The organism is Streptomyces sp. NPDC048338, assembly GCF_043201055.1.
GTDB lineage: Bacteria > Actinomycetota > Actinomycetes > Streptomycetales > Streptomycetaceae > Streptomyces.
Map to the genome: position 1 here is coordinate 289215 of NZ_JBICYQ010000006.1, position 20700 is coordinate 309914.

Below are 20700 nucleotides of genomic sequence, written 5' to 3' on the forward strand. Positions count from 1 at the left end.
GGAGGCGGCGCGCGGGGCCGGGCAGACCCGGGGAAGCGGGTCTGCCCGGCTCGTCGTACGCGGAGCCCCTTCTCGCGGGGCGGGCTGTTACTCGAGGAGTTCCGCGTACGAGCCCATGGCCAGGGCGATGTCCGCCTGGGCCCAGAACCGGTGGTAGGTGAAGACGGGCGCGGCGCCGCCCGCGAGGTAGGACTCGATCTTCGGCCAGGCCGGGTCGTCCTGGTAGAAGCCGCGGATCGAGGCGAAGGTGGACGAGGAGTCGACCGTGTCGCCGTTCGGCATGGTGCCCGTCCAGCCGCTGGGCACGTGCACCGGGTCGTCGAAGCGGTTGTAGTCGGTGCGGGTCTCCTCGACGGCGATGCCCAGCGGGTCCTGGTGGTGCGTCCACATGCCGTCGAGCAGTGCCTTGGCGACCCGCTTGGCCTCGGCGTGGCCGGACTTGGCCGCGTAGTAGGTCAGGGTCTTGGCGTAGGCCGCGGCCACGCCGACGTCGTCGGTGTACTCGGCGACGGTGACGTGCAGGCCGGCGTTGGCGCCGGGAGCGGCGGCGTTCCAGGTGTCGGGCGCGCCGGACCACTGGAGGGTGGAGGGGATGCGGTAGGTGCCGTCGGGATGGACGGTGGTCTTCGACAGCGCCCAGGTGACCCACTTGTCGAGGACGGTCTTGGCGGCGGCGTCACCGGACTGCCGGTAGTACTCGGCGACGCGCTCCATCGACCACGCCTGGAAGCCGAACCACTGGTTGGACGCCGGGTCGTGGTAGACCGGCTTCTCGTCGTAGAAGAGGCCGTGGAAGGTGGGGGTGCCGGCCGGGGGCTGTGCGTACCTGCCCTGCCAGCTGTTCGTGGCGCCGCCCGCGATCGCGCCCTCGTCCGACTGGAGCCAGCGGTAGAACTCCAGCTGGCGGTCGAGGCTCGTCGCCCAGTCCGCGGCGCCGGTCGCCGACTTCGGCTTCAGCGGGGCGTACTCGCTGAGCGCGTAGGCGGCGAGCGGGTTCTGGTAGCCGCCGTGGGCGTGGCTGGAGCCGATCCGCCAGGCCCAGCCGGCCGAGGTGTCGGTGGCACCGCCCCAGGCGTAGTACCAGGACATCAGGTAGTGCGCGCTGTTCTTGCCGGTGCCGGCGGGGCAGGTGGTCGGGCCGACGCAGTCGCCGGCCTTCTTGAAGTACTTGTCGAACATGGAGTACCGCAGGTAGTCGCCCATCTTGGCCGCCTTGGAGACGGTCGCGGTGACCTGTCCGCCCTTCCCCTGCTCCTTGGCCCAGACGTCGGCCCAGTAGGCGGCCTGGACGGCGCGCGCGTCGGCGTCCGGGGCGTTGGTGAACTTCCACTGCCTCGCGTAGGAGGAGTCGCCGGTGAACAGGTCGAGGAAGCCGTTCCGGCCGCCGTGGGCGAAGCGGTCGCAGGTGGGGTGCGGGACGGTCTCCCAGACGGACTCCTGGGGTCCGCGCTGGAAGGTGTTGATGTACGAGGGTCCGGTCGCCGTCGGTCCGGCGGAGCACTTGCCGGGCTCGTTGCCGTAGCCGTAGACGTTGTCGACGTCCTGGAGCCAGTGCATCCCGTAGACGTCGTCCGTGCCGTAGGCGGTCTTCAGTTCACCGGCGATCGGGTCGGCGCCGGCGGTGACCGCCGGGTCGAGCTTCGCCGGGTACTGCGAGGGCAGATCGTGCTCGGGGGCGTAGGTGGCGGGCTTGGAGGCGTTGTAGAAGGAGTTGGTGGGCTGGTCGGCGCGGGTGGGGATCATGAACCGCTCCATGGTCTCCCAGGCGCCGTTGAACCTGGTCCAGTCACCGGTGATCTTGCCGTACATGGCCTGGAGCCAGATCAGGTAGCTGTACGCCTCCGAGGTCGTCTCGTGCCCGTGGTCGGGGGCTTCGACGATCAGCGTCTCGACCGAGTGGTACGGGACGCCCTCCGGTGAGAAGTAGCCGTTGGCCGGGTCGGTGATCTTCCCGTGCAGGGCCAGGAAGCGGGCGTCGTAGGTGGAGTCGGCGGCCAGCTCGGTCGCGGTCACCTCGGCCCTGGTGTGGCCGGGCGCGGTCGCGGTGAAGACGGCGGAGCCGGTGCCGGTGGTCCCCGCGGCGACCGTCACCTTCTGGGCGGTGTTCCAGTTCGCCGGGGTGAAGGTGAGGGTGGCGGGTGTCGCCGAGAGGTCGGTGTTTCCCGAGGTCCGGGCGACGCCGACCGTGACGTCCGCGGCGGGCCGGGTGGAGAGCTTCAGGTCGAACGTGCCGGACTCGCCGCGGCGCACGGCCAGTTGGCCGGGGGTGGCGACGAGGGCGGGTCCCGCGGCGACGGTGATGCCGACGGGGGCGGACTCGCCGGAGGCGCCGAGGCTGTCGTACGCCTTGGCGTAGAGGGAGTGGGCACCGGCTCCGAGGCCGGCCGCGCCGAGGGTGAAGGGCGCGCCGGTGTCCGTGCCCAGGAGCGTGGTGTCGCTGTAGAACTCCACCTTCTCGACGACGGCTCCGTCCGCGGCGGCGGCGGTGGCGGCGAGCGGGACGGAGTCACCCGCGGCGTAGACGGCGCCCGGGGCGGGGCTGGTCAGGACGGCGACCGGGGGTTGGTGGGCGCCGGTGCAGGGGGTGCCGTTGACGGTGAAGGAGGTGGGGGCGGTGTTGGTCCCGCTGTAGGTGAACTGCGCGCCGGCGGTCACGGCCGCGCCCGGCGCGACCGTCCTGTTCCAGTCGGCGTGGGTGACGCTCACCGTCCTGCCGGACTGGGTCCAGGTGCCGTTCCAGCCGTTCGTCAGCTTCTGGTCGCCGGTGTAGGCGTAGCCGAGGGTCCAGCCGTCGAGGGCGGTGGCGGAGCGGTTGGTGAGGGTGACGTCCGCGGTGAAGCCGGACCCCCAGTCGTTGGTCCTGTAGTCCACGCTGCACTGCACCGCCGCGGCCGTGGCCGGGGTGGTGCCGACGGCGGTCAGGCCGAGGGGGAGCGAAAGGGCCGCGGCCAGCGCGGTCAGCGTGCCGCGTCGCCTGCGGGGCGGGTGTGGTGGCATGCGGGTGGTTCTCCTCGCGGCTCGGGGAGGTGGGGCGTGCGAAGAGCATGAGCACAAGCTCTGAACCAGTGGGAGCGCTCCCACTGTGCCTACGTGACGCAGGCACGTCAAGGTGCGTGAAGAGTCGAAGCCAATCGACCGGGAATTCCGTCAACTCCTCTTTTCCCTGGCGCCAGTTGCCGCTACGGTCTGGCCCACCAGTGGGAGCGATTCCATGCCGTCGGCGCGTCGTCAGGACGCGCCCTCGCCTCAAGGAGTCGCTCATGCGACATCCCCCGCGTCTGCCCGCCCTGCTCACCGGGGCGGCCCTCCTGACGGCGAGCAGTGCGTTCGCCGTCGTGGGTACGGCGACAGGAGCCGCCGCCGTACCCGCCTGCACCGTCCAGTACTCCGTCGCCGGCTCATGGGCCGGCGGCTTCCAGGGTTCCGTCACCGTCACCAACGGCGCCGCGGCGCTGAACGGCTGGAGTCTCGGCTTCGCGTTCGCCGACGGCCAGCGGATCGGTCAGGGCTGGGGCGCCAAGTGGTCCCAGACCGATGCGGGCGTCACAGCCGCGAACGAGAGCTGGAACGCGTCGCTCGGCACGGGCGCGAGCGTCACCGCCGGCTTCATCGCCTCGTGGTCGGGCTCCAACCGTGCGCCCGCCGCGTTCACGCTGAACGGCGCGGTCTGCAACGAGGACCCCGGCCCCACCGAACCCACCCCGACTCCGACCCCGACCGAACCGACCCCGAGCCCCACCGAACCGACCGATCCCCCCGACCCGGTCACCGGAGCGCCCGAGCTGGGCGTCACCGGCAACCGGCTCACCGACCAGAACGGTGCCACCCGCCGCCTCCTCGGCGTCAACCGCTCCGGCGGCGAGTTCATGTGCGTGCAGGGCCACGGCTTCTTCGACGGCCCGGTCGACGACGCCGCCGTGCGCGCCATCGCCGACTGGAAGGCGAACACCGTCCGTATCCCGCTCAACGAGGAGTGCTGGCTGGGCCACGACAACGTCAAGCCCGAGTACCGGGGCACCGCCTACGTCGACGCCGTGAAGGGCCTGGTCGACCGGGTCCTCGCCCACGGCATGACCCCGGTCGTCGAACTGCACTGGACGTACGGGCAGTACACCGGCAACTCGGCGGGCTGCTCCGACGTCCACGCCACCTGCCAGAAGCCGATGCCGAACGCCCGGTACACCCCGGCGTTCTGGACCTCGGTCGCGAACACCTTCAAGCACGACCGGCGGATCGTCTTCGACCTCTTCAACGAGCCCTATCCCGACCGGGCGACCACCACAGCCGCACAGGCATGGACCTGCTGGCGCGACGGCGGCACCTGCCCCGGCATCGGCTACGAGGTCGCCGGCATGCAGGACCTGGTCGACGCCGTGCGCGCGACGGGTTCCCGCAACGTCGTCCTCGTTCCCGGCATCGCCTACTCCAACGACCTGAGCCAGTGGCTCGCGCACGCCCCCACCGACCCGGCCGGCCGGCTCGCCGCGGCCTGGCACGTCTACAACTTCAACACCTGTGCGAACGAGGCGTGCTGGGACAGCACCCTCGCCCCCGTCTCCGCCCGGGTCCCCCTCGTGGCGGGCGAGATCGGCGAGAACACCTGCGGGCACGGCTTCATCGACCGCGTCATGACGTGGTTCGACGACCGCGGGCTCTCCTATCTCGGCTGGACCTGGAACACCTGGAACTGCTCGTCCGGTCCGGCACTGATCACCTCGTACGACGGCACCCCCACCAGTTTCGGCATCGGGCTGCGCGACCGACTGCGCGCCCTGAACTGAGAGGCACCTCATCACCATGAGCCGCACAACCCGAACGCCCCGCCGCACGGCCCTGCTGGCGGCCCTCGGCCTGATCACGGCCACCGGCGCCACCGCCACCGTCCTCACCACCACCGCGGGCGCCGCCGCCGCGGGCTGCAAGGTCGAGTACCAGATCACGAACCAGTGGAACACCGGCTTCGGCGCCAACGTGGTCGTCACCAACACCGGTGACCCGGTGGCCTCCTGGACCCTGGAGTGGTCCTACGGCGGCGACCAGAAGGTCACCCAGGGCTGGAACGCCACGATCACCCAGTCCGGGGCCGCGGTCACGGCCAAGAGCCTGTCGTACAACGGAACGCTGGCCACGGGCGGTTCGACGAGTTTCGGCTTCAACGGGTCGTACAGCGGCACCAACGCCGTCCCCGCGGGCTTCAGGCTGAACGGCGTCACCTGCAACGGCACCACGGAGCCGACGACCCCGCCCACCACGCCGCCCACGACCCCGCCCACGACCCCGCCGCCGTCGGGCGGCAAGGCCGACAACCCGTACGCCGGCGCCAAGGTGTACGTGAACCCGGAGTGGTCCGCCAAGGCCGCCGCCGAGCCCGGCGGCAACAGGGTGGCGAACCAGCCCACCGGTGTCTGGCTGGACCGCACCGCCGCCATCGCGGGCGTGAACGGCGGCATGGGCCTGCGCGACCACCTCGACGCCGCCCTCGCTCAGAAGGGCAGCGGGGAGCTCGTCGTCCAGCTGGTGATCTACAACCTCCCCGGACGCGACTGCGCGGCGCTCGCCTCGAACGGCGAGCTCGGCCCCACCGAGATCGACAAGTACAAGACCCAGTACATCGACCCGATCGCCGCGATCCTCGCCGACTCCACGTACGCGGGGCTGCGGATCGTCACCACCGTCGAGATCGACTCGCTGCCGAACCTCGTCACCAACGTCTCCGGGCGCCCCACGGCGACCCCGAACTGCGACGTGATGAAGTCCAACGGCAACTACATCAAGGGCGTCGGCTACGCGCTGAACAAGCTGGGCTCCCTCGCCAACGTCTACAACTACGTGGACGCCGGCCACCACGGCTGGCTCGGCTGGGACGACAACTTCGGCCCCTCGGCCGAGCTCTTCAGGACGGCGGCGACGGCGGAGGGCTCCACCCTCGCCGACGTCCACGGCTTCATCGTGAACACCGCCAACTACAGCGCGCTCAAGGAGGACCACTTCACGATCGACGACAGCGTCAACGGCGTCTCCGTGCGCCAGTCGAAGTGGGTCGACTGGAACCGGTACACCGACGAGCTGTCGTACGCCCAGGCGATGCGGACCAAGCTGGTCTCCCTCGGCTTCGACCAGAACCTCGGCATGCTGATCGACACCTCCCGCAACGGCTGGGGCGGTACCGCCCGGCCGACCGCACCCGGTGCCCGGACGACGGTCGACACCTACGTGAACGGCGGGCGGTACGACCGGCGCATCCACCTCGGCAACTGGTGCAACCAGTCGGGCGCCGGACTCGGCGAACGGCCGCAGGCCGCTCCGGCAGCCGGCATCGACGCGTACGTGTGGATCAAGCCGCCGGGCGAGTCGGACGGGGCCAGCAAGGAGATCCCGAACAACGAGGGCAAGGGCTTCGACCGGATGTGCGACCCCACGTACACGGGCAACGCGCGCAACGGGAACAGCATGTCGGGCGCCCTGCCGGACGCGCCGCTCTCGGGTCAGTGGTTCTCGGCCCAGTTCCAGGAGCTGCTGAAGAACGCCCACCCGGCGCTCTGACACCGCACCGGTGAGCGCCCGGGGCCGTACGGAACCGGCGGGTTCCGTACGGCCCCGGTGCGTGCCCGCGCGAGCGCGCCGGCGTCCGCACACGCGGCCCGCCGCGGGTCCCGCTCAGGAGGAGTCGCGCACGATCAGCTCCGTCGGCAGGACCCGGCGCGGCTCCTCCTCGGCCGTCCGCTCGCCGTCCGCCTTCTCCGCGATCTTCTGCAGCAGCAGCCGGGTCATCGTCCGGCCCATCTCCTCGATCGGCTGGCGCACGCTCGTCAGCGGCGGGTCCATGAGCCGCGCCACCGCCGAGTCGTCCACCCCGACCAACGCCACGTCCTCGGGGACCCGGCGCCCCGCCTCCCGCAGCACGGACCGCGCGCCGGCCGCCATCACGTCGGAGGCGGCGAAGACCGCGTCCAGGTCCGGGTTCCGCTCCAGCAGGTCGCGCATCGCCAGCCGGCCGCCCTCCTCCGTGAAGTCACCCGTCGCCACCAGCGACTCGTCCGGGGCCAGACCGGCCTCCGCCAGACCGGCCCGGTAGCCGCCGAGACGGGCCCGGGCCACGTACATGTCCAGCGGACCGCTGATGGTCGCGATCCGGGCCCGGCCCCGGCCCACGAGGTGGGCGACGGCCGCACGGCCCGCGCCGATGTTGTCGGAGTCCACGTAGGCGACGGGTTCGGCCTCCGCGCGCCGGCCGTTCATGACCACCGGCAGCCCGAGCTCCCGCACCCGGTCGGGCAGCGGGTCGTCGCCGTGCACGGACGCCAGCAGCACGCCGTCGACGCGCTGGGCGGCGAGGTACTGCTCGAAACGCTGGCGCTCCTGCTCGGTGCGCACCAGGGTGAGCAGCAACTGCTTGTCGGCGTCGGCGAGCTCGGCGCTCACGCCGCGCATGAGGTCGAGGAAGTAGGGCTCCGCGAAGAGCCTCGCCTCGGTCTCGGGGATGACCAGGGCGACCGCGTCGGTGCGGCTGCCGGCCAGCGCCCGGGCCGCCTGGTTGGGGACGTACCCGAGCTCGGCGACGGCGCGGGCGACGGCGTCCCTGGTCTGTTCGCTCACCCGGGGCGAGCCGTTGATCACCCGCGAGACCGTGCCCCTGCCGACGCCGGCCAGGGCCGCGACCTCCTCCAGAGTGGGCCTGCCGTTGCGCCGTCCGTTCACGAACCTCGAACTCCCCTCGTACGAACCCGCGTTCCGCGTCGATCCCGTCGCGGCAGATCAGAGGGGCGGAAGCCGCTCCGAGCCCCTCCCCGGGCGCGCGTGGAACAACCTACGCCGACCCGAGGGATGGGAGCGCTCCCACAGTACGGGACGACCCTCCCCGATGTCATGGTCCGCGTTCAGGACATGACGATGCCGCTCGGGGCGCGAGGGCCCGAAACCCGGCGAACACCTTCCGGTAACGAATCCGCGTTCATGTCTTGACACTCGCACCCGCCAGGCAGCAACCTTCCGGCAACGACGTGGGAGCGCTCCCATCCGGGAAGCGACACCGACCCTTCATCAGGTCCGGGCGGGGCCTCGCCGAGCCGCGAACCCCCCGCCGGGCCCACTTGGCGCACAACGAGCACCACCTTGGACGAGGAGAGTGGAATGCGCACTTCCAGCAGCAGACGCGGTCACCGCACCGCCATCGCCGCGGTCGCCGTCCTCGCGACCGGTACGGCCCTGCTCACCGGCTGCGGCGGCGGGAGCGACGACAACGCGTCCGGCGACGGGAAGATCACGCTGCGGATCGGGACCTTCGGTTCCTTCGGCTACGACAACAAGACCGGCGCCAAGCTCTACGCCGAGTACGAGAAGACCCACCCCAACATCAAGATTGAAGAGTCGAACGTCGCCGACGGCCAGAAGTACTGGGACACGCTGAAGCTGCGTCTCTCCCGCAACAGCGGCCTGGCCGACATCCAGGCCCTGGAGGTGGGCTACATCGCGGAGGCGACCGGCCCCGCGATGGGCGACAAGTGGGTCGACCTCGGCAAGACCGGCGGCGCGGACCTCGGGGCGTTCCTCGACTGGAAGGTCAAGCAGGCCACCACCGGCAAGGGCTCCGTGATCGGACTCGGCACCGACATCGGCCCGATGGCCATCTGCTACAACAAGGACCTGTTCGCCAAGGCCAAGCTGCCCACGGACCGCACGGAGGTCGCCAAGCTGTGGGCCGGCGACTGGGCGAAGTTCCTGGAGGCCGGCAAGACCTACCAGAAGAGCGCCCCCGCCGGGACCTCGTTCCACGACTCGGCGAGCGGCCTGTTCAACGCCGTGGTCTCCAGCCAGCCCATCCAGTACGCGAACACCCAGGGCGAGCTCGACTACGAGAACAGCCCCGGCGTGAAGAAGGCATGGGAGACCGCCGTCTCCGCCGCGCAGAGCGGACTGACCGCGAAGCTGCGCCAGTTCGACGAGAAGGGCACCTGGAACGCCGCCTTCAAGAACTCGAAGTTCGCCACGGTCGCCTGCCCGAGCTGGATGACGGGCATCATCAAGGACCAGGCCGGCGCGGGCAACCAGGGCAAGTGGGACATCGCGGCCCCGCCGGTGGCGGGCAACTGGGGAGGCGCCTTCCTCGCCGTCCCGAAGGCCGGCAAGCACACCAAGGAGGCCGCCGAGCTCGCCGCCTGGCTGACGGCCCCGGCGCAGCACGCCAAGGTCTTCGGCGTGAACGGCAACATCCCGTCCTCCAAGGACACGCTGACCTCCTCGGTCGTCCAGGACGCGAAGCTGCCCTACTTCGGGGACACCCCGGTGGGCAAGATCTACTCGGAGGCCGCCGCCGGTATCACGCCCGCGCCGATCAGCCGCTGGGACGGCCAGGTGAAGACCTTCATCACCGACAACGGCATCCTGGACATCGAGCAGCGGGGCACGGCCCCGGACAAGGCCTGGCAGAACGTCAAGAAGCTGATCGACGACAAGATCGACCAGTAGCGGGGACCGCGTGACGGCCCGCCGCCGCCTGAGGGCGGCGGGCCGTCACCGTCCGCACCACCGCACGCATCGACCTGGAAGGACGCCCCCGTGGCCACCTCCGTTCGGGCGACGAGCGGCGGCTCCCCGCCCCCCGTCGCACCTCCGCCCTCCTCCCCCGGCTCGCACGCGGCCGGCCGGGCCGGCCGGCGCAGCACGCTCTACCGCTGGGACCTGAAGGCGATCCCGTACGTCTTCGTCGCCCCCTTCTTCCTCACCTTCGCGGCCTTCGGCCTGTTCCCGCTGATCTACACGGGCTGGCTCTCGCTCAACCGGGTCGAGCTCGGCGGCACCGCCGAGTGGCGGGGGCTGGAGAACTACAGCTCGCTGGCGACCAGCGAGTTCTTCTGGAACGCGCTCGCCAACACCTTCACCATCGGCGTGATCTCCACCGTCCCGCAGCTCATGATGGCGCTGGGTCTGGCCCACCTGCTCAACTACAAGCTGCGCGGCCGCGGGTTCTTCCGGGTCGCGGTCCTGGCCCCGTACGCGACCTCGATCGCGGCGGCCACGCTGGTCTTCGCCCAGCTGTTCAACACCGACTACGGCCTCATCAACACGGCCCTGGGCTGGGTCGGCTTCGACCCCGTCTCCTGGGAGTCGTCCAAGTGGCCGTCGCAGATCGCCATCTCGGCGATCGTGACCTGGCGCTGGACCGGCTACAACGCGCTCATCTACCTGGCCGCGATGCAGGCCGTGCCGCAGGACCTGTACGAGGCCGCGGCGCTGGACGGTGCCTCGCGCTGGCGCCAGTTCCTCAGCGTCACCATCCCGTCGATCCGCCCGACGATCCTGTTCACCGTCATCGTCTCCACCATCGGCGCCACCCAGCTCTTCGGCGAGCCGATGATCTTCGGCGGCAGTGTCGGCATCAGCGGCGGCAGCGGCAACCAGTACCAGACCCTGAGCCTGCTGATGTACGAGAAGGGCTGGGTGACCGGCGCGCTGGGCCAGGCGTCCGCGATCGCCTGGGTGATGCTGCTGCTCCTGCTGCTGATCGGAGCGGTCCAGGCGCTCGTCGGCCGGGCGAACCGCAAGAAGCTGGGGGCCTGACCTCATGACCCACACCCTCGACGCGACGCGCGCCGCCGACGGCGGCCGCACGAGGCGCGGCAGGCGGCGTTCGGCGGCCGGCCGCCAGCACCACGCGGGATGGCTGACGTACGTGCTGCTCGGCATCGCCGCCCTGATCTCGCTCTTCCCGCTGTACTGGAACCTCGTCGCCGCCTCCCACACGGGCGAGCGCGTGGTCTCGCCCCCGGCCCCCCTGCTGCCCGGGCCGCGGCTCTTCGACAACCTCACCTTCGCCTGGAACCAGGTCGACATGGGCGAGGCGCTGGTCAACACGACCGTCGTCGCGAGTCTCGTCGCCGTGTCCACGGTCCTGTTCTCGACCCTGGCCGGCTTCGCCTTCGCCAAGCTGCCCTTCAAGGGCCGGGGCGCGCTCCTGGCGCTGGTCGTCGCGACGATGACGATCCCGCCGCAGCTCAGCGTGATCCCGCTCTACCAGATCATCACCGACCTCGGCTGGGTCGACCAGCTCCAGTCGGTCGTCCTGCCGTCCCTGGTCGCCGCCTTCGGCGTGTTCTTCATGCGGCAGTTCCTGATCGAGGCGTTGCCGGTGGAACTGGTCGAGGCCGCCCGGATGGACGGCGCGCACAGCCTGCGGATCATCTGGCACGTGGTGTTCCCGGTGGCCAGACCCGCGATGGCGGTGCTCGGCATGCTCGTCTTCGTCCAGGCGTGGAACGACTTCTTCTGGCCGTTCATCGCGCTGACCCCGGACGGCAGCCCGACCCTCCAGGTGGCGCTGGCCGGTCTCGGGGCGGGCAACCACTCCGTCGACCAGGCGATCGTGCTGACCGGCGCGCTGATATCCACGGTGCCGCTGCTGCTGGTCTTCGCCGTGCTCGGCAAGCACATCGTGGGCGGCATCACCGCCGGTGCCGTCAAGAGCTGACCGGCCCTTCCCCCTGTCCGTACCGCATCCGCATCTTCGCGTTGGGAGCGCTCTCCTATGACCGCGTCCGAGACCCGGCCGCTCACCGCCACCCGTTCCTTTCCCGCCGACTTCCTCTGGGGCTCGGCCACCGCCGCCTACCAGATCGAGGGCGCCGCCCGCGAGGACGGCCGGACGCCGTCCATCTGGGACACCTTCTCGCACACCCCGGGCAAGGTCTTCGAGGGCCACACCGGCGACGTGGCCGTCGACCACTACCACCGGTTCCGGGACGACGTCCGGCTGATGGCCGACCTCGGCCTGAACGCCTACCGGTTCTCCGTCTCGTGGTCGCGGGTGCAGCCCACCGGCCGCGGCCCGGCCGTGCAGAAGGGCCTGGACTTCTACCGGCAGCTGGTGGACGAGCTGCTCGCCGCCGGCATCGAGCCCGCCCTGACCCTCTACCACTGGGACCTGCCCCAGGAGCTGGAGGACGCGGGCGGCTGGCCCGAGCGCGCCACCGCCGAGCGCTTCGGCGACTACGCCGCCCTCGTGGCCGACGCCCTCGGCGACCGGGTGAAGCGCTGGACCACCCTCAACGAGCCCTGGTGCAGCGCCTTTCTCGGCTACGGCTCCGGCGTCCACGCGCCGGGCCGGACGAACCCGGTCTCCGCGCTGCGGGCGGCGCACCACCTCAACCTCGGCCACGGCCTCGCCGTCCAGGCGCTGCGGTCCGCGCTGCCCGAGGGCAGTCAGCTCTCGGTCTCGCTCAACCTGCACGAGATCCGTCCGCTGACCCCCTCGGCCGAGGACGTGGAGGCGGCCCGGCGGATCGACGCCGTCGGCAACCGGGTCTGGCTCGGCCCCATGCTGGAGGGCGCGTACCCCGAGGACCTGCTCGCGGACACGGCGCACCTGACCGACTGGTCCTTCGTCCGGGACGGCGACACCGCGACCGCGCATCAGCCGCTGGACCTGCTGGCGATCAACTACTACGCCCCGACGGTCGTCTCACGGGTCGCGCAGGGCGACGAGAAGCCGCAGGACGACGGCCACGGCAACAGCGAGCACTCGCCGTGGCCGGGCGCGGACGACGTCGCGTTCCACCGGGCGCCGGGCGAGCGCACGGCGATGGGCTGGCCCGTCGACGCGAGCGCGCTGTACGACCTGCTGAAGCGCACGGCGGACCGCTATCCCGGTCTGCCGCTGGTGATCAGCGAGAACGGCGCCGCCTACGAGGACGAGGTCGGCCCGGACGGCACCGTCCACGACCCCGAGCGCGCCGCGTACGTCCACGCGCACCTGGACGCGGTGCACCGCGCGATCGCCGACGGGGTGGACGTGCGGGGCTACTTCCTCTGGTCGCTGCTCGACAACTTCGAGTGGGCCTACGGCTACGCCAAGCGGTTCGGCGCGGTCCACGTCGACTACGACACGCTGGAGCGCACGCCCAAGTCGAGTGCCCTCTGGTACGCCGGGGTGGCCCGGTCGGGCGAGCTGCGCGCTCCCGGCGACGCGTGAGCGTACGCACCGGATGAAGGGGGCGGGCACCCGGGAGGGGCGCCCGCCCTCCGCCGTGCCGGGGCGTGGGGGCGGGGGCCCGGCACGGCACGGCAGGGTTCGCCAGTCGGGTGACGTGACGGCCCGGGCGGGCATTTCACCCGGTACCGCGCGAGGGCTCCGCCCTACGGTGGGCCGGTGCAACCCACTTCGCTGTCACGGCGGCTGGCCGCCAGTCCACTCGCTCCCGTCGCCGCCCTGCCCCTGCGGTTCGCCACCGTCGCCCGCCACAACGCGTCCGTCCTGCGGCGCTCGGGGAGCTGGCTGGTGCGGTCCCGGGAGAACGCCTGTTTCACGTACGACCTCACCGCGGTCAACCGCGAGCACCTCGCCTGGTTCACGGCCACCGTCACGGGACGGCCGGTCGCGGAGCTGCGGGAGTACCTCGACGAGGTCGAGGCCGACACCGCCCTGCGGGCCCACATGCGCGAGGTGCTCGCCACCGGGCCGCGGCGCCGGACCTGCGACCACCTGGTGCGTTACGCGCGCCGGGCAGCCGCGTACGCGGTGGTGCGCGCGCTGCGGCCCGACCACGTGGTGGAGGCCGGGGTGCACCGCGGCATCACCAGCTGCCTGATCGCCGCGGCGCTGCTGCGCAACGGTCACGGAGGGCTGACGGCCGTCGACTTCGATCCGCAGTCGGGTGAGCTGATCCGGCGGGGTCCCTACGCCCGAGTCGTCGACCGGGTCGTGGACGACTCGGTCGCCGCGCTCGGCAGCGCCCGCGTCCGCAAGGGCGGGATCGACCTGCTGGCCCTGGACACGTACGTCGACGCGCGGCACGAGACCGCGGAGCTGGAGGCGGCGCGGCCCGCGCTGACCGACCGTGCGGTGGTCCTGTCGACGACCAGCCACTTCCTGGGCTCCCTGGCGTCCTGGTCGGAGCGAGAGCACCGCGCGTTCCTGCACTTCCGGGAGGATCCGGCCGAGCACTGGCACCCCGGGGAGGGGTACGGCGCCTCCTTCCCGGGCGCCGGACAGGGCGCGCCGACGGGCGCACGCACCGGAACCACCGCGCACGTCGGGGACGCCGGGGACCCCCCGTACTCCGCGCACGCCGGAGACGCGGCATGAGCCGGGCCGCCGTGGACGTCGGCCGCCGTACGGCCTTGTACGAGCGGTACGAGCGGTGGCACGGCCTCGACCGCGCGCTGCACCGCTCCCCCGTCCAGCGGTGGTTCGGGAACCGCGCCGCCGGCCGGCTCGCCGTCCTCGGCTATCACGGTGTCGAGGATCCGGTCGCCTTCGCCGCGCAGCTCGACCTGCTCGCCGGGACCGCCCGGCCGGTCTCGCTCGCCGAGGTCGAGGCAGCGGTGCACGAGGGGGTGCCGCTGCCGCCCCGCAGCGTGCTGGTCACCTTCGACGACGGCGATCCGTCCGTGCTGGACCACGGGCTCCCCCTGCTGGCCGAACGGGGCATCCCCGCCGTCTGCTTCGTCATCGCCGGGCTCGTCGGCACCGACGAGCCCTTCTGGTGGGACGAGTCGGCGCATCTGCTCGCGCACGGCGGCAGCTGCCGCGGGCTCCCGGCCGGCCTCACACCGGCGGCGGCCGCCTACGCCCTCAAGCGGCTGCCCGACGCCCGGCGCCGGGCAGCCCTCGCCGAGCTGCGGGACACGGCGGCGGAACCGGCGCCCCGGGGCCGGCAGCTCACCGCGGCGGACCTGCGGGCGCTGGAGGCCGGCGGTGTCGTGGTCGGCAGCCACACCCTGACGCATCCCTGCCTCGACCGCTGCGACGACGCCACCGTGCGGGCCGAGGTGGGCACGGCCCACCGCCTTCTGACGGACCATCTGGGCCACCCGCCGACCGCCTTCGCCTATCCCAACGGCGACTTCGACACCCGTGCCGACACCGCGCTGCGCGCGCTGGGCTACCGGTCCGGCTTCCTCTACGACCACGCGCTCAGCGACCCGGCCTCCCAGCACCCGCTGCGGCTCAGCCGGCTGCGGGTCTCGACCCGTACGTCGCCGGACCGCTTCGGGACGGTGCTCTCCGGGCTCCAGCCGGCCGTGTACCGGACCGGACTCGGTGTGCTCAGAGCCGTGCGGCAGGTCTGCGGACGGCGCTGAGCAGGACGGCGAGCCGGTCGGCCAGCGCGTCGATGTCCGCGGCGCAGCGGCGCAGCACGTCGTGCGGCTCGCCGTACGGATCGGGGATTCCGTCCGCTCCCGGTCCGGGCGGGGCCACCGTTCCCCGTCGTGCGGCGGCGCGCGCCACGAGGCCCGGCACGTCCGCGCCGCCGGGCAGGGGGTCACCTCCGTCCTGGCGGTCGCCCTCGGCGAGGCGGACGAACTCCCGCAAGGTGAAGCAGCGGCGCAGAGCGAGCGGGACCAGGCGCACCGCCGCCTCCCGGTGCTCGCGTTCCATGCCGAGGACGAGCGAGGCGCGCATGACCCTCTCCGTGGTGAGCGATCCGGGCCGGAACCCGTCGGCGTCGCCGCCGAGTTCCGCCAGGACGGACCGGGTGGCGGGGTCCATCCGGTCGCCGGCGGGGGCGCGGGTTCCGGCGCTGGAGACCCGGATCGGGCTGTCCGGACCGAGCCGGGCGAGGAGGAGGCGTTCGGCGAGCGGGGAGCGGTAGGTGTTGCCCGTGCAGACGAAGAGGACGGTGGTGTCCCGCCCCGGCCCGCCGGTCATCCGCGCGCCCCGGTGTCCTGCGGGTCCTGCGCGTCCTCGCGCCGCGCCTCGGGGCGCGGTGCCGGGAGCTCGCCGTAGGTGCCGTAGGAGCCGTACCCGCCCTTGGCGGCCTCGGCCATGCTGAAGACGGTGCCCAGCGTGCGGGCGCCGACGTTCCGGAGTGCGTCCACGGCGGCGCGGACCTGTTCGCGTGAGGTCTTGCCGGCCCGGACGACGAGCAGCGTGCCGTCGGTGAGCGGGGCCAGGCCGACGGTGTCCGCGACGGGCAGCAGCGGTGCGGTGTCGACGACGACGATCTCGTAGGCGGCGGCGAGTTCGCGCAGGACCTCTCCCATCCGTGCGGAGGAGAGCAGTTCGGTGGGGTTCGGCGGCATCGGCCCTCCGGCCAGCACGGCGAGCCCGGCCGGGGCCTGCTGCATCACGTCCTCGGCCGTGGCCTGTCCGATGAGGACGTTCGTGAGTCCGGCGTCCTGGACGAGTCCGAAGGTGCGGGCCACGCACGGCTTGCGCAGGTCGGCGTCGACGAGGCAGGTGGAGATGCCGGCGCGGGCCAGGGAGACGGCGAGGTTGGCCGCCGTGTTCGTCTTGCCCTCGCCGGGCAGGGAGCTGGTGACGGAGATGATCCGGGGCCGGTCGCCCACCTGGGCGAACTGCAGGTTGGTGCGCAGCCTGCGGAACGCCTCGGCGCGCGGCGAGTGGGACGCCTCGCCGACGGTGACCGGATGGTCCGGAGCCTCGGAGTCGAAGGGGATCGTGGCGAGCGGGGGCAGCGCGGTCAGTTCGCCCAGGGCGTCGGCGGTCTTGACGGTGGTGTCGAGGGTCTCCCTGAGCGCGGCGAGGGCGACGCCGAGGAGGAGTCCGCCGAGGAGGCCGACGAGGAGGTTGAGCAGCGGGCGCGGCGAGACGGGGACGGTCGGCACGGCGGCTTCCTGGGTCACCCCGAGGGTCACCGGGGAGATGGGGGCGGCGGTCTCCCGGCCGGTGGCGACCACGGCGCGCGGCGTCTCCAGGCGCTCGACGACCCGGCCGAAGCGGACGGCGACGGCGTTCGCGGTGCGGGCGGCCCGCCGCGGGTCGGTGTCGGAGACGGTGATGTCGATGAGGACGGTGTTGACCGGAGCCTCGGCCCGGATGCGTCCGGCGAGCTCCTCCGGTGTGGTGGGCAGACGCAGCTCCTTGACCACCGGTGCGGTCACCTGCCGGGTGTTCACGATGTTGGCGTACGACAGCACCCGTGCCTGCGAGAAGCTCTGCCCCTGGTTGAGCTGCATGGTGTCGGATCCCGTGTGGGTGGCGACGAACAGCTGTGTGCGGGCCTCGTAGACGGGGGTGGACAGCGTGTTGACGCCCCAGGCCGCGAGGGCTCCGAGCAGCAGGCACGCGGCACAGGCCGGCCAGCGCCGGACCACGACCGTCAGGAAAGCGCGGAGATCCAAGGAACACCCCTCAGCCAGGCCGGGACAGGATGCCCGACTCCTACTGTTCACCCATAAATGCGTGCAGAGCATAGGCATGAGATCCGGGGCATCCCGGGCAGCGGAGCCGTGCGTTCATCCATGCGCGCGCCGCCGGCCGCCGCGGTACGGCCAAGCGGGCGGTCGGGGGCGTCCGCGTGCGCGTGGCCCGGCGATTCGCCGGGTCCGCTGCCCAACACTGGGCGGCATCCATCCGCTCCGGTCGATCCGAGGGGCCGCATGTCGTCAGCACCGTGTGTAGCCATCCTGATGACCAGTCACAACCGGTGTGCCAAGACGCTGTCGGCGCTCGCCGCGCTGGAGCACCAGCGCGACCTGCCCGCCGGGACCGTGCTGCGCACCCACCTGGTCGACGCGGGCAGCTCGGACGGCACGCCCGAGGCGGTCCGGCGTCTACACCCCGGGGTCCGGCTGCGCGTCGTCGGCACGGACGTCTACTGGGGCGAGGGCACGCGCATCGCCGCCCGGGACAGTTGCGCCGAGGACGAGACCCCGTGGACCCACCAGCTCTGGCTCAACGACGACGTCGAACTCGCCGACGACGCACTGGCGGTGCTCCTCGGCACCGCCGGGAAGGTCGGCGAGGGCGCCGTGGTCGTCGGCGCGGTCCGGTCCCGCGCCACCGCGCGCACCACGTACTCGGGGCGCCGCAGCCGAGGCCGCGGCCTCGCCCTGGACGTCGTGGAGCCGACCGGCCGGCCCGAGCCCTGCGACACGTACAACGGCAACGTCGTCCTGCTCCCCCGCGCGGTGCGCGAGCGGGTCGGGGACGTCGACCGCGTCTTCCCGCACGGCATGGGCGACTACGACCACGGCTTCCGGGCCCGCAGGGCGGGCGTCCGGCTCTACGTGGCGCCGCGGCACGTGGGGGTGTGCGAGTCCAATCCGCCGCTCAGCGGGTCCCGCGAGCCCGGCATCGGGGTCCGCGCGGCCCTGCGCCGGGTCACCTCGCAGCGCGAGCTGCCGCCCCGCCAGTGGTGGACCTACTGCCTGCGGCACAACTGGCCCTGGGCCCCCCTGCTGATGGTCTCGCCCTACCTGCGGACCGTCCTGCGCGCGGCGGCGGCGCGGTGACGCCCACCCTCCTGCTCTTCGCGTGCACGGGGCTGCTCGTCCTCGGCGCGCTCACCGTCCTCTTCGTCCGGGCTCCCGCCACCGGCGTCGCGATCCTGCTGGGGGCCGGCATGTGGCCCGCGGCCCACTCCACGACGGTCGTCCACCTGGGCGTCAGCCTCACCCCGCAGGACCTGCTGGTGTGCTGCGCCCTGGTGGCGACGGCGGTCCGCATGGTGCGCCGCCCGCCACGGCCCCACCTCGTGCTGCTCCTCCTCGGGCTCATCCTGCTGTCGACCGCGTACTCGTTCGTGACCGGGGCCTCCCTGTTCGGGCCTCAGGCGGCGGGCAACGACCTGCGCGTGCCCTTCCTCTACGTCTTCGGACTCGCCCTGTACGGCATCTCGACGGGCTTCGACGAACGGCTGGTGCGACGGCTCTGCGCGGTCTGGGTGGCCGCGGCCTGCGTCGAGGCGCTGCGGGCCGCGGCGTGGTGGGCGCGGCACGGCATCGGCTCGGCCGTCGGACAGGTCGTGATCGACGGCGTGCCGAGCGAGTCCCGGGCGCTGTCGGCCCCGGAGGCGCTGGTCATCGCCCAGGCCGCCGTGATCCTGCTGTACACGACCCGGCTCGGTGCCCGTCGCCATCTGCTCACGGCTCCCCTGCTGCTCACGGTGGTCCTGTTGCAGCACCGGACGGTGTGGCTGGTGACCGTCGTGATGCTGGCGGTCTGGCTCTTCACCGCCGCGGGCCCGGCGGCCGGCACGGACCCCGCGGCCGGCGGGCCGGCGCGGGCGGGCCGGCGCGGGCTGCGGCTCTGGCTGGCGGCTGCCGGCGTCTGCGCGGGGCTGTACGCCGTCGCGACCGGCCTGCTCGGGCGGTACGGCACCGACCTGGCCGTCTCCGCCTCCGACAGCGGCACCCTGAGCTGGCGGACGGCGGGCTGGTACGAGCTGCTCGGAACGCTCGACGGTCCCCGCGAGTGGCTCACCGGACGGCCCTTCGGCTCCGGGTTCGAGCGGCTTCTCGACGGCGCGCTCGTCGGGGTCTCACCGCACAACTACTACCTCCACCTGCTGTTGCGGATCGGCGTGCCGGGCGTGCTCGCCTTCGTCGCCCTGTACGCGACGGCCGTGCGTGGCGTGCTGCGCCGGCCGGGGCCCGCCTCCCGTCCGCTGGTCACCCTGGCCTGCGGCCAGCTCGTCTTCGCCCTGACCTACCAGTTCTTTCCCGAACAGGGCCTCGTCCTCGGTGTGCTCTGTGCCCTCGCCCTCCGGGCCGGCCCGGACCCCGCGCGGCCGGTCGCGGCGCCCGCGGCCGCCGTCCCCGTGCCCTTCCCCGCCCTCTCCGTACCGCACAGCTGAGGTGACCCATGCCGACGAAGGTTGCACTGATCACAGGAATCACCGGGCAGGACGGCTCGTACCTCGCCGAACTCCTGCTCTCGAAGGGCTATCTGGTGCACGGCCTGATCCGCCGTTCCTCGTCCTTCTCCACCGGCCGGATCGACCACCTCTACCAGGACCCGCACGAGCCCGACACCCGGCTGCGGCTGCACTACGGCGACCTCGCCGACGGCTCCCGCGTCAGCACCCTCCTGGAGCGGATCCAGCCCGACGAGGTCTACCACCTGGCCGCGCAGTCCCATGTCCGCGTCTCCTTCGACGAGCCCGAGTTCACCGGCTCCACGACGGGTCTGGGCACCACGCGGCTCCTGGAGGCGATCAGGATGACGGGGCTGCCCTGCCGCTTCTACCAGGCGTCCAGCTCGGAGATGTACGGCGTCTCGCCGGCCCCGCAGTCGGAGACCACACCCTTCCACCCGCGCTCGCCCTACGCCTGCGCCAAGGTGTACGCGTACTGGATCACCCGCAACTACCGTGAGGCGTACGGCCTGCACGCCGTCAACGGGATCCTCTTCAACCACGAGTCGCCCCGGCGCGGCGAGACCTTCGTGACCCGGAAGATCGCGACGGCGGCCGCCCGCATCGCCCGCGGCGAGCAGCGCGAACTGCACCTCGGCAACCTGGAGGCGCGCCGTGACTGGGGCTACGCGCCGGAGTACGTGGACGCGATGTGGCGGATGCTCCAGGCCGACGAGCCCGACGACTACGTGGTGGCCACCGGCACGAGCTACAGCGTGCTGGACTTCCTGACGCTCTGCTTCGAGCACGTGGGGCTCGACTGGGAGCGCCATGTCCGATTCGACGAGCGCTACCTGCGCCCCACGGAGGTGCCGGACCTGATCGGCGACGCCTCGAAGGCGGAACGGCTGCTCGGCTGGCGCGCTTCGGTCCACACCCCGGAGCTCGCCAGGATCATGGTCGACGCGGAGCTCGGCAGGGGGACGGCGCCGGTGCCCGGCCCGGCCGTGACGTCCGGCGGCACGGCGCGCCCGGTACCGGCGGCGCCGCACGGCGCGGGTCTGCCGGTCCCGCCCCGGTGACACCGTCCGACGGCCGGCGGCGGGCCCGGTGCGCGGTCCCCTCGCCCGGTCCGGCCTCGGCGGCGCGGCACCGCCCGCCGGTC

Annotated in this window: 15 protein-coding genes; 11 read left to right on the forward strand and 4 right to left on the reverse strand. The window is 72.5% G+C overall.

Features of this window, described 5'->3' with window-relative positions:
• Window positions 1-87 precede the first annotated feature (87 nt).
• On the reverse strand, window positions 88-2997 hold the full coding sequence (locus ACGFZF_RS16710) for a glycoside hydrolase family 48 protein (protein WP_393554671.1): 2910 nt from the start codon (window positions 2995-2997) through the stop codon (window positions 88-90).
• Window positions 2998-3260: 263 nt separating this feature from the next.
• Between ACGFZF_RS16710 and ACGFZF_RS16715 the strand changes: the two genes are divergently transcribed.
• Entirely contained in the window at window positions 3261-4781 is a 1521-nt protein-coding gene (locus ACGFZF_RS16715) for a cellulase family glycosylhydrolase (protein WP_393554673.1), read from the forward strand.
• Window positions 4782-4797: 16 nt separating this feature from the next.
• Complete coding sequence (locus ACGFZF_RS16720; protein ID WP_393554675.1) at window positions 4798-6543, forward strand: glycoside hydrolase family 6 protein; 1746 nt, start codon at window positions 4798-4800, stop codon at window positions 6541-6543.
• A 114-nt stretch (window positions 6544-6657) separates the two neighbouring features.
• Here the strand turns inward: ACGFZF_RS16720 and ACGFZF_RS16725 are convergent, their stop codons facing one another.
• Entirely contained in the window at window positions 6658-7698 is a 1041-nt protein-coding gene (locus tag ACGFZF_RS16725; protein ID WP_393554676.1) for a LacI family DNA-binding transcriptional regulator, read from the reverse strand.
• A gap of 432 nt (window positions 7699-8130) precedes the next feature.
• On the opposite strand from ACGFZF_RS16725, the gene ACGFZF_RS16730 reads away from it, so the two are divergent.
• From ACGFZF_RS16730 to ACGFZF_RS16755, 6 genes are all read left to right on the forward strand, one after another.
• Window positions 8131-9465: an ABC transporter substrate-binding protein gene (locus ACGFZF_RS16730; protein WP_393554678.1), complete on the forward strand. Its 1335-nt coding sequence runs from the start codon at window positions 8131-8133 to the stop codon at window positions 9463-9465.
• A 90-nt stretch (window positions 9466-9555) separates the two neighbouring features.
• Window positions 9556-10557, forward strand: a complete 1002-nt coding sequence (locus ACGFZF_RS16735) for a carbohydrate ABC transporter permease (RefSeq protein WP_393554680.1) — start codon at window positions 9556-9558, stop codon at window positions 10555-10557.
• Window positions 10558-10561: 4 nt separating this feature from the next.
• Window positions 10562-11464, forward strand: coding sequence for a carbohydrate ABC transporter permease (locus tag ACGFZF_RS16740; RefSeq protein WP_393554682.1), 903 nt, complete (start codon window positions 10562-10564; stop codon window positions 11462-11464).
• 57 nt (window positions 11465-11521) lie between these two features.
• Window positions 11522-12964, forward strand: coding sequence for a GH1 family beta-glucosidase (locus ACGFZF_RS16745; RefSeq protein ID WP_393554684.1), 1443 nt, complete (start codon window positions 11522-11524; stop codon window positions 12962-12964).
• A 177-nt stretch (window positions 12965-13141) separates the two neighbouring features.
• Window positions 13142-14077: a class I SAM-dependent methyltransferase gene (locus tag ACGFZF_RS16750; protein WP_393554686.1), complete on the forward strand. Its 936-nt coding sequence runs from the start codon at window positions 13142-13144 to the stop codon at window positions 14075-14077.
• A complete protein-coding gene (locus ACGFZF_RS16755) occupies window positions 14074-15075 on the forward strand; it encodes a polysaccharide deacetylase family protein (protein ID WP_393554688.1) in 1002 nt (333 codons plus the stop codon). The genes ACGFZF_RS16750 and ACGFZF_RS16755 overlap by 4 nt, the downstream gene beginning before the upstream one ends.
• Here the strand turns inward: ACGFZF_RS16755 and ACGFZF_RS16760 are convergent.
• Entirely contained in the window at window positions 15041-15643 is a 603-nt protein-coding gene (locus ACGFZF_RS16760) for a low molecular weight phosphatase family protein (protein ID WP_393554690.1), read from the reverse strand. The genes ACGFZF_RS16755 and ACGFZF_RS16760 overlap by 35 nt on opposite strands.
• Complete coding sequence (locus tag ACGFZF_RS16765) at window positions 15640-17079, reverse strand: polysaccharide biosynthesis tyrosine autokinase (protein WP_393554692.1); 1440 nt, start codon at window positions 17077-17079, stop codon at window positions 15640-15642. The genes ACGFZF_RS16760 and ACGFZF_RS16765 overlap by 4 nt, the downstream gene beginning before the upstream one ends.
• Before the next feature lie 288 nt (window positions 17080-17367).
• Between ACGFZF_RS16765 and ACGFZF_RS16770 the strand changes: the two genes are divergently transcribed.
• The 3 genes from ACGFZF_RS16770 to gmd are packed head-to-tail and all read left to right on the forward strand — an operon-like array spanning window position 17368 to window position 20617.
• Window positions 17368-18192: a glycosyltransferase family 2 protein gene (locus ACGFZF_RS16770; protein WP_393554694.1), complete on the forward strand. Its 825-nt coding sequence runs from the start codon at window positions 17368-17370 to the stop codon at window positions 18190-18192.
• Complete coding sequence (locus tag ACGFZF_RS16775) at window positions 18189-19535, forward strand: O-antigen ligase family protein (RefSeq protein ID WP_393554696.1); 1347 nt, start codon at window positions 18189-18191, stop codon at window positions 19533-19535. The genes ACGFZF_RS16770 and ACGFZF_RS16775 overlap by 4 nt, the downstream gene beginning before the upstream one ends.
• Window positions 19536-19543: 8 nt before the next feature.
• Window positions 19544-20617 (forward strand): GDP-mannose 4,6-dehydratase, encoded by a 1074-nt coding sequence (gene gmd / locus ACGFZF_RS16780; RefSeq protein ID WP_393554697.1) that lies wholly within the window; start codon window positions 19544-19546, stop codon window positions 20615-20617.
• Window positions 20618-20700 lie beyond the last annotated feature (83 nt).

Bases quoted from the DNA above. Each gene is read 5' to 3' on its own strand.
- ACGFZF_RS16710 (WP_393554671.1), bottom strand. From the start codon at position 2,997: ATGCCACCACACCCGCCCCGCAGGCGACGCGGCACGCTGACCGCGCTG.
- ACGFZF_RS16715 (WP_393554673.1), top strand. From the start codon at position 3,261: ATGCGACATCCCCCGCGTCTGCCCGCCCTGCTCACCGGGGCGGCCCTC.
- ACGFZF_RS16720 (WP_393554675.1), top strand. From the start codon at position 4,798: ATGAGCCGCACAACCCGAACGCCCCGCCGCACGGCCCTGCTGGCGGCC.
- ACGFZF_RS16730 (WP_393554678.1), top strand. From the start codon at position 8,131: ATGCGCACTTCCAGCAGCAGACGCGGTCACCGCACCGCCATCGCCGCG.
- ACGFZF_RS16740 (WP_393554682.1), top strand. From the start codon at position 10,562: ATGACCCACACCCTCGACGCGACGCGCGCCGCCGACGGCGGCCGCACG.
- ACGFZF_RS16745 (WP_393554684.1), top strand. From the start codon at position 11,522: ATGACCGCGTCCGAGACCCGGCCGCTCACCGCCACCCGTTCCTTTCCC.
- ACGFZF_RS16755 (WP_393554688.1), top strand. From the start codon at position 14,074: ATGAGCCGGGCCGCCGTGGACGTCGGCCGCCGTACGGCCTTGTACGAG.
- ACGFZF_RS16760 (WP_393554690.1), bottom strand. From the start codon at position 15,643: ATGACCGGCGGGCCGGGGCGGGACACCACCGTCCTCTTCGTCTGCACG.
- ACGFZF_RS16770 (WP_393554694.1), top strand. From the start codon at position 17,368: ATGACCAGTCACAACCGGTGTGCCAAGACGCTGTCGGCGCTCGCCGCG.
- gmd (WP_393554697.1), top strand. From the start codon at position 19,544: ATGCCGACGAAGGTTGCACTGATCACAGGAATCACCGGGCAGGACGGC.